Source organism: Rhizobacter sp. OV335 (assembly GCF_900142965.1).
Classification (GTDB): domain Bacteria; phylum Pseudomonadota; class Gammaproteobacteria; order Burkholderiales; family Burkholderiaceae_C; genus Rhizobacter.
Genome location: NZ_FRCQ01000035.1, coordinates 24,532 through 39,422, shown reverse-complemented (window position 1 = coordinate 39,422; position 14,891 = coordinate 24,532). Strand labels below are relative to the sequence as shown.

The window sequence follows — 14,891 nt, the reverse complement described above, 5'->3', positions numbered from 1 at the left end:
CCGTCCCGCTGTTCGCGCCTCCCACTCCGTTCGCACTGAGCTTGTCGAAGTGCCTGCGCGCATGGAACCAGGGCTTCGACAGGCTCAGCCCGAACGGGTGAATCCGCTTCAGCCTGAGCAAACAAGACCGTTCACCCTGAGCCTGTCGAAGGGCCTGCACGCATGCAACCAGGGCTTCGACAAGCTCAGCCCGAACGGGGGAATTCGCTTCAGCCCGAACGGGAAATATCAGCCCAACCGGCTTTCTCGCGCATCCGGACTGCGCTCATCACGGAGGCCTTGAATGTCCGACTTCCTGGAGCGCATCAGTCACTTTTCGCCGAAGCGCCTCGCGCTGCTGGCCGACGAGCTGCAGCAGCGCGTGCAGGCGCTCGAAGGCGCCGCGCGCGAGCCGATCGCGATCGTCGGCATCGGCTGCCGCTTCCCGGGTGGTGCCGACACGCCGGAGAAGTTCTGGACCCTGGTGCGCGACGGCGTCGACGCCATCACTGAAGTGCCCGTCGAACGCTGGGCCATCGATGACTGGTACGACGCCGACCCCGACCACCCCGGCACGATGAACACCCGCTTCGGCGGCTTCGTCGGCCCGGTCGACGGCTTCGATGCGCATTTCTTCGGCGTCTCGCCGCGCGAGGCTCTCAGCATGGACCCGCAGCAGCGCCTGCTGCTCGAAGTGGCCTGGCAGGCGCTCGAACACGCCGGCATCAACCCCGAACGCGTCGCGGGCAGCCGCACCGGCGTGTTCGTCGGCCTGTCGGCCGGCGACTACTGGCAGCTGCTGCGCCAGGGCGGCGTCGACAGCTACGACGCCTACACCGCATCGGGCATCGCGCACAGCATCGCGTCGGGTCGGCTGTCGTACGTGCTCGGCGCGCGCGGGCCCAGCGTGTCGATCGACACCGCCTGCTCGTCGTCGATGGTCGCGATCCACCAGGCGGTGCACAGCCTGCGCCGCGGCGAATGCGACCAGGCGCTGGCGGGCGGCGTCAACCTGGTGCTGAGCCCGGAGATCACGGTCGCGCTGTCGCGCTCGCACATGATGGCGCCGGACGGCCGCTGCAAGGCCTTCGACGCGCGCGCCGACGGCTTCGTGCGCGGCGAGGGCTGCGGGCTGCTGGTGCTGAAGCGCCTGGCCGATGCGCAGGCCGACGGCGACACGGTGATCGCGCTGATCCGCGGCTCGGCCGCGAACCAGGACGGTCGCAGCAACGGCCTGACCGCGCCGAACGGCCCGGCGCAGGAATCGGTGCTGCGCGATGCGCTGGCCGATGCGCATGTGCTGCCGGCCGAGGTCGGCGTGGTCGAGGCACACGGCACCGGCACCTCCCTCGGCGACCCGATCGAGGTGCAGGCATTGGGCGCGGTGATGGGCGAGGGCCGCGCGGCCGATGCGCCGCTGCTGCTCGGCTCGGTGAAGGCGAACGTGGGCCACCTGGAGGCGGCGGCCGGCGTCGCCGCGGTGATCAAGATGGCGATGGCGCTGCAGCATGCGCAGGTGCCGGGGCAGATCCACCTGCAGCAGCCGAACCCGTTCATCCCGTGGGACGAGTTGCCGGTGCGCGTGCCGACGGCGCTCGTGCCGTGGCCGGCGACATCGCAGGCTGCACGCATCGGCGGCGTCAGCTCGTTCGGCTTCAGCGGCACCAACGTGCACCTGGTGATGGCCCAGGCGCCCGAGGTGGCGCCGGTCGTCGCGAACCCGAGGCCGCTGCAATTGATCAGCTTCTCGGCACGCCAGCCGGCGGCGCTGCGCGAGCTGGTGCAGCAGCATCTGCCGCTGCTGGCCGATGGCGCGTCGCTCGCCGACCTGGCCTTCAGCGCGAACACCGGCCGGGCGCGTTTTGCGCAGCGGCTCGCGGTGAGCGCCGCGACGCCGGCCGAAGCGCGCGAGCGTTTGTCGGCGTGGCTGGCGGGCGAAGAGACGACCGGTGTCATGGCCGGCACCGCGCCGGCGCGGCCACCGAAGCTCGCGTTCCTGTTCACCGGCCAGGGCTCGCAATCGATCGGCATGGCGCGCGGGCTGTACGACGGCGAACCGGTGTTCCGCGACGCGCTCGATCGCTGCGCTGCCGGGCTGCAGCTGCCGATGCCGCTGCTCGACGTGCTGTTCCGCGACGGAGCACCGCTCGACGACACCGAGTACACGCAGCCGGCGCTGTTCGCGGTCGAGTACGCGCTGGCCACGCTGTGGATGTCGTGGGGCGTGCAGCCGCAGGCGCTGATGGGGCACAGCGTCGGCGAGGTCGTCGCGGCCTGCATCGCCGGCGTGTTCAGCCTCGACGACGCGCTGCGGCTGATAGCTGCGCGCGGCCGCCTGATGGGCGCGCTGCCGCGCAACGGCGCGATGCTGTCGGTGATGGCCGGCGAGGCACGCATTGCCGACGTGCTGGCGCCGTGGCGCCGCGAGGTCTCGGTCGCCGCGGTGAACGGCCCCGACAACATCGTGATTTCCGGCCTCGCGATGGCGGTCGACGCGATCGCCACGCAGCTGCAGGCCGCCGGCCTCGTCGTCACGCGGCTGAAGGTGTCCCATGCCTTCCACTCGCCGCTGATGGCGCCGATGCTCGATGCCTTCGGCGAGGTGCTGCAGACGATCCACTACAGCGCGCCGCGCATCGACCTGGTGTCCAACGTCACCGGGCGGCTGATCGGCGCCGAGATCGCGAACCCGACCTACTGGCGCGAGCATGTGATGGCCGCGGTGCTGTTCGCGCCGGCGATGCAGTCGCTGGCCGATGCCGGCTGCGAACTGTTCCTGGAGATCGGTCCGCACCCGACCCTGCTCGGGTTGGGCCGCGCTTGCCTGCCGGAGCGCGGCGGCTGGCTGCCGTCGCTGCGGCGCGGCAAACCCGACAGCGAGCAGATGCTCGACAGCCTCGCTGCGCTGTTCGTGCACGGGGTCGACATCGACTGGCAGGGCTTCGACGCCGGCCGCGGTGCACGCCGCGTGCCGCTGCCGACCTACCCGTTCCAGCGCGAGCGTTTCTGGCCGGCGTTCGCGTCGGCCGTGCCGCCGTCTCCCACGGCGCCCGTGGCCGCTGACACCGGCCTCGCGCCGCGTGTCCAGAAGATGCTCCACGAGATCGTCTGGCGCGAGACCGAGCGCCCCGCGCTGCACCCGCTCGCGCCCGCGCAGCTGGCGGCACGCGTACTGCCACGCGTCGACACGCTGGCCGCGCAGAACGGCCTCGATGGGTACGCCGGCTTCCTGACCGGGCTGGACCACCTCGCCTCGGCCTACGTCGTGCGCGCACTGCGCCAGCTCGGCTGCGGCTTCGCGCCGGCCACCGCGATCGATCCGACCCGCTTCGACACGCTGCCCGCCCACGCCCGCCTCGTGCAGCGGATGCTCGCGATCCTCGGCGAAGACGGCATCCTGGTGCGCGACGGCGCCACCTGGGTGGTGCGCCGTGCGCCGGACGAGACCGATCCCGAAACGCTCGCCGACGACCTGCTCGCGCAGCACCCCGAAGGCGAGGCCGAGCTGGTGATCACGCGCCGCTGCGGCCGCGAGCTGGCCGCGGTGCTGCGCGGCCGGGCCGACCCGCTCGCGCTGCTGTTCCCCGGCGGCTCGCTCGACGACACCGAGCGCCTGTACCGCAACTCGCCGCCGGCGAAGACCTACAACAGCGTGATCGCCGAGACGGTGCGCGCGCTCGCCGCCGCGTGGCCGGCCGGTCGGCCGCTGCGCGTGCTGGAGATCGGTGCCGGCACCGGCAGCACGACGGGCTACGTGCTGCCGATGCTGCCCACCCAAGGCACACGCGTCGAGTACACCTTCACCGACGTCTCGCCGCTGTTCCTGAACCGTGCCCGCGAGAAGTTCGCGGCGCACGGCTTCATGCGTTACGAGCTGCTCGACATCGGCCGCGCGCCGGCCGGGCAGGGCTTCACGGCCGGCGGCTACGACCTGGTGCTCGGCGCGAACGTGCTGCATGCGACGCCCGACCTCGACGTGACGATCCGCCACGTGCGGCAACTGATGGCCCCGGGCGGTGTGCTGGTGCTGCTCGAAGGCACCACGCCGCAGCGCTTCGGCGACCTGACGGTCGGCCTGCTCGACGGCTGGTGGGCGTACACCGACACGCAGCGGCGCAGCTACGCGCTGATGCCGCGCGAAGGCTGGACGGCCCTGCTGTCGCAGCACGGCCTGCAGGACCCGACGCCGCTACCGGGCGCGACGGTGCACCCGGTGCTCGCGCAGCAGGCGGTGTTCGTCGCGCAAGCGCCGGTGGCCTCGGTCGAGCGTGAACCGTCGCGTTGGTTGGTGCTGGCCGACCGGGCTGGCTTCGCGGATGCGTTGATGGGCGAGCTGCGCCGCGCCGGCGACTTGCCCGAGCTGGTGGCGCCGACGGCCGATGCGCTGGCCCACGCGCTGCGCAGCCCGCTGCCATGTCGTGGCGTCGTGCAGCTGCAGGCGCTCGACCTCGCGGCGCACGCCGGGCTGTCGACCGATGACATCACGCGCGACCAGCAGTTCATCGTCAGCGCGCTGCTGCAGACGGTGCAGACGATGGCAGCGCAGGCCGGCACCGCGCGGCCCGGGCTGTGGATCGCGACGCGCGGCGCGCAGGCGACGCACCGCCACGACGGCGCGAACCCGGCGCAGGCGACAGCCTGGGGCATCGGCCATGGGGTGGCGATCGAACATCCGGAGCTGCACTGCACCCGGATCGACCTCGACCCGGCCGCCGATGCGGCGACCGCGGCGGCGGCGCTGGTCGCTGAGCTGCAATCCGCGTCGCGCGAAGACCAGCTCGCGCTGCGTGGCCGCCGCCGGCTGGCGCGGCGGCTGGTGCAGCATGAGGCGCATCCGGCGCACGGCAGCCTGGCCATCGATGCGTCGCGCAGCTACCTCGTGACCGGCGGGCTGCGCGGGCTCGGGCTGCGTGTCGCCGAATGGCTGGCCGAACAGGGCGCACGCCACCTGGTGCTGATGGGCCGGCGCGCGGCTGACGAGCGCGCGCAACGCGTGATCGACCGGCTGCGGACGCGGGGCGTCGAGGTGCAGCTCGTGACTGGTGATGTGGCGAAATGTGATGACGTGCAGCGCATGCTGGCAGCGGTGACCGTGCCGCTGGCCGGCGTGATTCACGCGGCCGGCGTGCTCGACGACGGCGTGATTGCCGGCCAGACCTGGCCGCGTTTCGCGAGCGTGATGGGCCCGAAGGTGTTCGGCAGCTGGAACCTGCACACGCTGTGCGGCGAGCTGGACTTCATGGTGCTCTTCTCGTCCGGCGCGTCGGTGGCCGGTTCGCCGGGCCAGGTCAACCATGCGGCGGCGAATGCCTTCGAGGATGCGCTCGCGTGGCACCGCCAGGCGCAGGGCCTGCCGACGCTCAGCATCAACTGGGGGCCGTGGGCCGAGATCGGCGCCGCGGCCGACCGCCGGCTGGTGCAGCCCGGCTCGCTGCAGCCGATCGCGCCGCCCGATGGCCTGGCCGCGCTCGACCACGCGATGCGCCGCGACGGCGCGCGCAGCCCCTTCGAGACCGCGCAGATCGCGGTGCTGGCGAGCGACTGGGCGCACCTGCGCGAGCCGCGTGCCGCCGGTACCGAACCGCCGCTGTTCAGCGAGCTGGCGGTGGCCGCGGCCGCGCCGGGCGGTGCGCCTGCGCAAGCGGTGCAGGCCGTGGCGTCGCTGCACGAGCGGATGGCGGCTGCGTTGCCGGCCCGCCGAAAGACGGTGCTGCGCGACGAGGTGCGCCGGCTGACCGTCAAGGTGCTGGGCGTGCAGCGCGCCGACGAGCTGGACGTGACCGAGCCGCTGCGCCAGCTGGGCCTCGATTCGCTGATGGCGGTGGAACTGCGCAACCTGCTCGGCAAATCGGTCGGTCGCACGCTGGCCGCGACGGTGACCTTCGACCATCCGTCGGTGGCGGCGCTGACCGAGCACCTGGCGAGCGAGGTGTTCGCGGATCAGTTCGGCGAGGCCGCGGTTGTAGCGGCGCCAACGGCGGCGCTTGCCGACCAAGGGCTCGATGCGCTGTCGGAGGATGAACTGGCGATGCAGCTGATGCGGCGACTGGATGGCATGGATGCGGGGGGAATGTCGTGATGGATCGTGTGCGACCTGGCCTTCCCGCACCCGTTCGGGCGGAGTTCCACACCGTTCGGGCTGAAGCTACCTCCGTTCGGACTGAGCCCACCTCCGTTCGGGCTGAGCCTGTCGAAGCCGGCGCATGCAGCGAGCATGCCCTTCGACAAGCTCAGGGCAGCCCTTCGACAGGCTCAGGGCGAACGGTTCTTTTGTTCGACCTGAGCCCCACTCCGTTCGGGCTGAGCCTGTCGAAGCCCCGGTTCAATGCGAGCAAGCCCTTCGACAAGCTCAGGCCCTTCGACAAGCTCAGGATGATCGGGCCCTTCGACAAGCTCAGGGCGAACGGTGTGGAGGCCCGCGCTCGGGCCGAGTCCTTCATTGCTCAGGAGACCCCGTGACCGATACGAGGCAGACCCCCGACTACGCAGCGCTGCTGAAGCGCTCGCTGCAGGCCATCGACCAGCTCGAGGCAAAGCTGAAGGCGGCCGAGCATGCGCGCCACGAGCCGATCGCGATCGTCGGCATCGGTTGCCGCTTCCCCGGTGACGGCGACACGCCCGAGGCCTTCTGGCGTTTCCTCGAGAGCGGCACCGACGGCGTCACCGAGGTGCCGAAGGAGCGCTGGGATGCCGACGCCTGCTTCGACGCCGACCCCGACGTGCCCGGCAAGAGCTACACCCGCTGGGGCGGCTTCGTGAAGGACGTCGACCGCTTCGATGCGGGCTTCTTCGGCATCTCGCCGCGCGAGGCGGTCAGCCTCGATCCGCAGCAGCGGCTGCTGCTGGAGGTGACCTGGGAATCGCTCGAACACGCCGGCATCGCGCCGTCGTCGCTGGCCGGCAGCCCCACCGCCGTCTACATGGGCATCACGACGCACGACTACGCGAACCAGCTGTCCGAGGCGATCGGCTCGCGCTTCGGCGATGCTTATACGCCCTCGGGCACCGCGCACAGCGTCGCGGCCGGGCGGCTGTCGTACTTCTTGGGGCTGCACGGGCCCAACGTCGCGATCGACACCGCGTGCTCGTCGTCGCTGGTCGCGATCCACTGGGCGGTGCAGAGCCTGCGCAGCGGCGAAGCGAACCTGGCGCTCGCCGGCGGCGTGAACCTGACGCTGACGGCCGACGGCTCGATCCTCACTTCTCGCGCGCGGATGATGTCGTTCGACGGCCGCTGCAAGACCTTCGACGACGCGGCCGACGGCTACGTGCGCGGCGAAGGCTGCGGCGTGCTCGTGCTGAAGCGCCTGTCCGATGCGCAGCGCGACGGCGACCGCATCGTCGCGCTGGTGCGGGGCTCGGCGCTGAACCAGGACGGCCGCAGCAGTGGCCTGACCGCGCCGAACGGCACCGCACAAGAGGCGGTGATCCGCGCTGCGCTCGCGAATGCGCGCGTCAAGCCGGACGAGATCAGCTATGTCGAGGCGCACGGCACCGGCACGCCGCTCGGTGACCCGATCGAGGTCAAGGCGCTGCACCACGTCTACGGCCAGCGCGCGGCCGACACGCCCCTGATGCTGGGTTCGGTGAAGACCAACATCGGCCACCTGGAGGCCGCCGCCGGCGTGGCCGGCGTCATCAAGGTCGCGTTGGCGCTGCAGCACCGCACGATCCCGCCGCACCTGCACCTGAAGAACCGCAACCATTTGATCGCGTGGGACGAGATGCCGATCACGGTGCCGACGGTGCCGACGCCGTGGTCCGCGGCCACCGGGCAGCCGCGGCGCGCGAGCGTCAGCTCGTTCGGCTTCAGCGGCACCAACGCGCACGTCGTGCTCGAAGAAGCGCCGGCCATGGCCGCAGTGCCGGCGGCCACGCGCGCGCAGCAGCTCTTCGTGCTGAGCGCGCAGACCCCGCCCGCGCTCGAAGCCGCCGCGCGCCGGCTGGTCGATGCCGCCGGCACGGCGCCGCTCGACCAGATCGCCGCGACGCTCGCGGTCGGCCGCTCGCCGTTCATCGAGCGGCTCGCGGTCGTCGCCGACAGCGCCGACGCGCTGAAGGCGCGGCTGACTGAATTCAGCGCCGGCACCCCGAGCGCCGGCACCTCGCGCGGCCGCGCTACCGGCGGCACGGTGCCCGAGCTCGTCTTCCTGTTCACCGGCCAGGGCGCGCAATACGCCGGCATGGGCCGCGGGTTGTACGACGCCGAGCCGGTGTTCCGCGCCGCGCTCGACGACTGCGAGCGCATCGCCGCGCCGCTGCTCGGCCGCAGCCTGCTCGACGTGGTGTGGAACGACGCCGAGCGGCTCGACGACACCGCGTTCACGCAGCCGGCGCTGTTCGCCATCGAATACGCACTCGCGCAGCTGTGGCAGTCGTGGGGCGTCAAGCCGACCGCGGTGATGGGCCACAGCGTCGGCGAGTACGTCGCGGCCTGCGTGGCCGGCGTGTTCAGCCTGGCCGACGGGCTGAGGCTGATCGTCGAACGGGGCAGGCTGATGGGCGCGCTGCCGCGCGACGGCGCGATGGCGGCGGTCTTCAGCGACGAGGCCACCGTGCGCGCCGCGATCGCGCGCGATGCTGCCGTGCTCGCCATCGCCGCGGCGAACGGCCCGCAGAACACCGTGATCTCCGGCCGCAGCGACGCGGTCGACGCGGCGCTGGAACGGCTCGCGGTCGCCGGCATCGAGGCGCAGCGGCTGAAGGTCTCGCATGCCTTCCACTCGCCGCTGATGGAGCCGATGCTCGATGCGTTCGAGGCGGTCGCGTCGCAGGTCGAGTTCCGTCCGCCGCAGCTCGTGCTGGCGTCGAACGTCACCGGCCGGCTGGCCGGCGACGAAGTCTGCAACGCCGGCTACTGGCGCCGCCATGTGCGCGACGCGGTGCGCTTCGGCGATTCGATCGCGGCGCTGCAGGCCGACGGGCTGCGCGTCTTCATCGAGCTCGGCCCGCAGCCGACGCTGCTGAACATGGCGCAGCGCGGCAGCGTGATGCCCGACAGCGCATGGATCCCGTCGCTGCGCAAGGGCCGCGACGATGTGGTGTCGCTGCTCGACAGCCTGGGCCAGTTGTTCGTGCGCGGCGTGCGGCCGGACTGGGCGGCGGTGCAGGGCGGGCATCGGCCGCGGGCCACGTTGCCGACGTATCCGTTCCAGCGCGAGCATTACTGGCAGAGCTTCGAGCCGCGCTCCGGCAACGCGTCGACCGGCAACGCGCTCGGCGCGACCCGCACGCCGCATGCGCTGCTCGGCGGCACGGTCGCGAGCCCGCTGCCGATCTTCCAGTCGACGATCGGGCTCGGCGATCAGCCGTGGCTCGTCGACCACCGCATCTTCGATTTCACGCTGTTCCCGGCGACCGGCTTCCTGGAACTGATGCAGGCTGCCGCGCGCGAGGTCAGCGGTGGCGAGGATGTGCGGCTGCAGGACCTCGCGATCCGCGAAGGCCTGGTGCTGCCGGAGCAGGGCGGCGTGACGCTGCAGGTGATCGTGACGCCGGCCGACGCCATCGCGCCCGACGCGCAGACGGTGCAGGTCTTCAGCCGCGCCGCCGATGACGCCGCGTGGCGCCTGCATGCGAGCGCGACGCTGATGCCCGGCCGCGGCGACGCGCCGGCGGTCGACGGCGCGTGGCGCCTGGCCGGTGCGCCGACGCAGCCGGTCGAGCCGTACTACGACAAGCTCGCTGCGCAAGGTGCGCACTACGGGCCGGCCTTCCGCGGCATCACGTCGATCGCGCGCGACGGCACGCAGGTGCTCGGCCGCGTGCAACTGCCGGCAGGGCTGCCGACCGCGGGCCTGGTGCTGCACCCGGCGTTGCTCGATGCCTGCCTGCAACTGATCGGCCTCGGTTTGCCGTGGGCCGACGATCCGCTCGGCAGCGACGACATCTGCGTGCCGGTCGGGCTGGCCGGCTACCGCGTGTTCGAAGGCGGGGCGGCGCAGGCCTGGTGCCAGGTGCGCGTCGAACCCGCCGCGCGCGATGCCGACGTGCTGCGCGCCGATTTGACCTTGCTCGATGACGACGGCCGCGTGCTGGCCGAGCTGTCCGGGCTGGAGCTGCGCCGCATCACGCGGGAAGCGCTGCAGCGCGTGGCTGGCCTACCGGCCGTCAGTGCGGCGTCCGACTGGGCCTTCGAGACCGAGTGGCGACCTGCACCGTTCGGGCCGAGCCCCCCACCTCCGTTCGGGCTGAGCCTGTCGAAGCCGGCGCATACCTCGGAGGGCCCCTTCGACAGGCTCAGGGCGAACGGAGAGGGGGCGGCGGCGAACGGCAGTGCTGCAACGGCGAACGGAGTGGGTGCTGAAGGCCGCTGGCTGGTGCTGGCCGACCGCACCGGCGTTGGTGCCACCCTCGCCGCACGCCTGAAAGCCGAAGGCGCCGGTGTCGCGCTGGTCTACCGCGGCGATGGCTATGCGGCGCTGGCCGAAGGCTGGCAGGTCGATGCCGCCGACAGCGCGCAGATCCGCCGCGCGATCGACGAGGCCGCGCAGGCCGATCCTCGCCCGCTGCAAGGCGTCGTCGTGCTGTGGGCGCTGGTGCCGCCGGTCGCCCACTCGCTGGAGGCGATGGAGAACGCGCAGGCGCTGCTGCTCGGCAACCTGCTGCACGCCGCCCAGGCGCTCGGCGATTCGAGCGCGCGCCGCTGGCTGGTCACGCGTGGCGCGCAGCCGGTGCAGGGCTCGGTGCCGGACCTGGTGCAGGCAACCGTGTGGGGGCTCGGCGGCGTCATCGCGTCCGAGGCACCGCTCGCGCGCTGCGTGCGCATCGACCTCGACCCGGTCGTGCGCGCCGACGAGGCCGAGCTGCTGTTCGCCAGCCTCTGGCAAGCCGACGCCGAAGACCGCATCGCGCTGCGCGACGGTACGCGCCTCGCCGCCCGCCTGGTGCCCGGCGTCTTCGTTCCCGACGACCAGCCGCTGCGCCTGGAAATCACCGAGCGCGGTTCGCTCGAGAACCTCGCGCTGCAGCCGGTGACCAGGGAAGCCCCCGGCGCGGGCCAGGTCGAGATCCGCGTGTTCGCGACCGGCCTGAACTTCCGCGACGTGCTGAACGCGCTCGGCATGTACCCCGGTGACCCCGGGCCGCTCGGCAACGAATGCTCGGGCGTCATCACCGCCGTCGGCACCGGCGTCGATGACCTGCAGGTCGGCGACGAGGTGATCGCGATGGTCGACCGCAGCTTCGCGACCTGGGTGCTCGCGCCGGCGTCGCTGACGGTGCGCAAACCGCCGCAGATGAGCTTCGCCGAGGCGGCGACGATCCCCGTCACCTTCTTGACCGCCGAGTACGCGCTGAAGCACCTGGCCGGCATCAAGAAGGGCGACCGCTTGCTGCTGCATGCAGTGACCGGCGGCGTCGGCATGGCGGCGGCGCAGCTCGCGAAGCGGGCCGGCGCCGAGATCTTCGGCACCGCCGGCTCGCCGCACAAGCGCGCGCTGGCCCAGCGGCTGGGCGTGCAGCATGTGGCCGATTCGCGCTCGCTGAGCTTCGTCGACGACGTCCTGCGCGACACCAACGGCGACGGCGTCGACATCGTGCTGAACTCGCTGGCCGGCGATTTCATTCCGGCCAGCCTGCGCCTGCTGAAACCCGGCGGGCATTTCATCGAGATCGGCAAGACCGGCATCTGGGACGCCGCACGCGTCGCCGACGAGTTCCCGGGCCGGCACTACCACCCGCTGTACCTCGGCGAGATCGCCGCAGCCCGGCCGCTGTTCGTGCGCGAGATGCTGCAGGAGCTGCTGGCCGATTTCGCGACCGGCGTGCTGCAGCCGCTGCCGCAGAAGCTCTACCCGATCGAGCGCGCCGAAGAGGCCTTCCGCTACATGGGCCAGGGCCACCACGTCGGCAAGATCGTCGTCACGCAGCACCGCACGCCGCCGGTGCGGCCGGACGCGAGCTACCTGGTGAGCGGCGGGCTGGGCGGGCTGGGCCTGGTCAGCGCGCAATGGCTGGCCGCCGAGGGCGCCCGCCACCTGGTGCTGGTCGGCCGGCGCGCGCCGTCGCCCGAGACGCAGGCCGCGATCGATGCGCTGCGCGCCGACGGCGTGCAGGTGCTGGTCGCGCAGGCCGACGTGGCCGACACCGGGCAGATGACGCGCCTGGTCACGCAGGTCGCGGCGCAACTGCCGCGGCTGCGCGGCGTGATCCATGCGGCGGGCCTTGTCGACGACGGCATGCTGGCCGAGCAGGACATGCGCCGCTTCGCCCGCGTGATGGCGCCGAAGGTGCGCGGCACCTGGAACCTGCACGAGCTGACCGCGAACCTGGCGCTCGATTTCTTCATCGGCTTCTCGTCGGGCGCGGCGCTGCTCGGCTCGCCGGGGCAGGGCAACTACGCGGCGGCGAACTCGTTCGTCGATGCGCTGGCCCACCTGCGCCGCTCGCGCGGCCAGCATGCGCTGAGCATCGACTGGGGCAGCTGGTCGCAGGTCGGCATGGCGGCGGGCATCGGCGAGCAGCACCGCCGGCGCTGGGCCGCGATGGGGTTGGGGATGATCGCGCCGCACGAGGGCGTCGCGATGATGAAGCAGATGCTCGCGTCGGCCCGGTCGCCGCAGATGGCCGCGATGCCGCTGGTGCGCGCGCGGCTGCCGCGCAACCTCGGGCCGTTCTTCAGCGAGCTGGTGCAGGCGGCGCCGGTGCGGGCCGCGACACCGGCCGGTGGGGTGGGGCAGGTCGACATCCTCGCGCAGTTGGCGCAGGCGCCGGCCGAGGACCGGCTCGCGCTGCTGGTCGGCTTCCTGTCGGAGCAGATCGTGCGCGTGCTGGCGTTGCCGGCCTCGCACCAGGTCGACCCGCAGCGCTCGCTGATGGAGATGGGGATGGACTCGCTGATGGCGATGGAGCTGCGCAACCGCATCCAGACCGCGCTGAAGGCGAAGGTCGCGGTGGCGGCGTTGCTGAAGGGGCCGAGCATTGCGCAGCTGGCAGCGTCGGTGCTGGCGGAGACGTCGCTCGCGGTGGGGGCGCCGACGGCACCGGCTGCAGCGTCGCAGGCTGCGTACGAGGAGGGCTCGCTGTGAGTCGCCCGAAGCACACACGGGCGCCGTCGGCTCGCGCGGCGCTGGGCTTCGCGTTCGCGTTCTCCGCGCTCTGGGCCGTGCTCGAACTGATCGCTTCCCGCCTGCAGGGCGGCTACGACGTGCTGCAGATCGAAGGCTGCCGCTTCGCGGTGCAGCTCGCGCTGATGGGCGCGGTGTGGGGCTGGCGCAGCAAGACGCCGCTGTGGCGCACGACCCGTCCGTTTGCGCAACTGGTTCGATCAGCGCTGATGCTCGCGATCCCGCTGTCGTTCGGCGTCGCGGTGCTGCAGGGCGCGTCGCCGCACCTCGCGATGACCGGGCTGTGGGTCGCGCCGGTGTTCGCGCTGCTGCTGGCACGCGGCTGGCTGCTGTCGAAGGCGCCGCTGTTCGTCTGGATCGCCGCCGCCGCGGGCCTGTGCGCGACGATCGCGATGCTGGAGCCGGCCCGGCCGACCACCTTGCAGGCCTCGGTGGTGCCGCTGCTGATGGGATTGGCCTTCGCGGCCTACCTCGCGCTGACGCGTTCGCTGCGCCATGAGCCGGTCATGACCAACCTGTTCTACGTCGGCCTGGGCGGGCTGCTTGGCGTGCTGCCCTTCCTGCCCGGCGTGTGGGTGATGCCCTCGCTGCACGATGCGCTGGTGTTCGCCGCGCTCGGCGTGGTCGGCTTCGTCGCGCTGTGGTTGCTGGAGCACGCGCTGCGCCGCTCGCCGCTGCCGTGGATCGCGCCGGCGCTGTACGTGCACGTGGCCTGCCTGACGCTCGTGTCGCTGGCGGCCCGCGGGCACCTGCCGTCGCTGCGCATTGCGCTCGGGCTGGCGATGGTCGGCGGCATCGCGTTCGCGCTGTGGCGCGCCGCGGTGGCGCGCGACCTGCCGGGGCAGCGCGTTCCGATGACCGGCCCGATGGCGCTGGAATCGGCCACCGGCCCGGTGCCGCTGGACGACGACACGAGGCATTGACGATGAACCTCGCGCCGCCCGCCTTCGCATCCTCCTTCGTCCGGCGCGACCCGGGCCGCAGCGCGATGCTGCTGCTCGCGCTGTTCGCGGCGGCCTGGGCCTTCGTCGAAGGCGTGTTCGGTGCGCGGTTGCAACTGCACTACTCGCTGATGCAGGTGGTGTGGTGCCGCTATGCGGCGCACCTGGCCTGCCTGCTGCTGATCGTTGGTTGGCGCGCGCCGTCGCGGCTGTGGCGCACGCAGCGGGTCGGCTTCCAGCTGTCGCGCTCGGTGCTGATGCTGGTGATGCCGGCGAGTTTCGCGCTGTCGCTCGCGGCCGGCGACCGGCCCGGCACCGTGTGGGCGATGTTCTGGGTCGCGCCGTTGTTGATCCTCGGCTTCGCGCGCTGGGCCCTGGGCGAACGCGTGCCGCGCTGGGTGTGGGCGGTTGCGGCGATCGGCAGCGGTGTCGCGGCGGTGATGGCCGAGCCGTCGCTGCCGCATTCGTGGGCCGGCGCGCTGCTGCCGCTCGCGATGGCGCTGTCGTTCAGCGTCTACGTCGTGATGACGCGCTCGCTGCGCGACGAGCCGGTGCGGGCCAACCTGTTCTTCACCGCGCTCGGCGTGTTCGCGCTGCTGACGCCGCTGATGCCCTTCGTCTGGGTCACGCCGAACCTGCACGACGCGGTGCTGCTGGCCGGCATCGGCATCGTCGGGTTGCTCGCGCTGTGGGCGCTGGACCGCGCCTGCGAGCGCGCGCCGGTCGCGCAGGTGGCGCCGACCTTGCACGTGCACCTGCTGTGCATGGCGCTGGTGGAGTGGGGCGCCGCGGGCGAAGCCTTCACGCACCGCGACATGCTCGGCGCGGTGTGGATCGCGCTGGCGCTGCTCGCGCTCTGGCTGTGGCAACCGTCCGTGGAAAGGATCGTCCCCAAGTGACTTCA

The 14,891-nt window shown here is 72.3% G+C and carries 5 protein-coding genes; all 5 read left to right on the top strand.

Annotated features, from left to right (window positions below; translation table 11 throughout):
• The first annotated feature begins 283 nt into the window (after window positions 1-283).
• The 5 genes from BUE42_RS27310 to BUE42_RS27290 all read left to right on the top strand — a co-directional run bounded on the left by BUE42_RS27310 (window position 284) and on the right by BUE42_RS27290 (window position 14,886).
• A complete protein-coding gene (locus tag BUE42_RS27310) occupies window positions 284-6,058 on the top strand; it encodes a type I polyketide synthase (protein WP_073468445.1) in 5,775 nt (1,924 codons plus the stop codon).
• A 191-nt stretch (window positions 6,059-6,249) separates the two neighbouring features.
• A complete protein-coding gene (locus tag BUE42_RS33205; protein WP_073468444.1) occupies window positions 6,250-6,438 on the top strand; it encodes a hypothetical protein in 189 nt (62 codons plus the stop codon).
• A complete protein-coding gene (locus BUE42_RS27300; RefSeq protein WP_073468443.1) occupies window positions 6,435-13,007 on the top strand; it encodes a type I polyketide synthase in 6,573 nt (2,190 codons plus the stop codon). Before BUE42_RS33205 ends, BUE42_RS27300 begins: the two co-directional genes overlap by 4 nt.
• Window positions 13,004-13,969, top strand: coding sequence for a DMT family transporter (locus tag BUE42_RS27295; protein WP_073468442.1), 966 nt, complete (start codon window positions 13,004-13,006; stop codon window positions 13,967-13,969). Before BUE42_RS27300 ends, BUE42_RS27295 begins: the two co-directional genes overlap by 4 nt.
• A 2-nt stretch (window positions 13,970-13,971) precedes the next feature.
• A complete protein-coding gene (locus BUE42_RS27290) occupies window positions 13,972-14,886 on the top strand; it encodes a DMT family transporter (protein ID WP_073468441.1) in 915 nt (304 codons plus the stop codon).
• Window positions 14,887-14,891 lie beyond the last annotated feature (5 nt).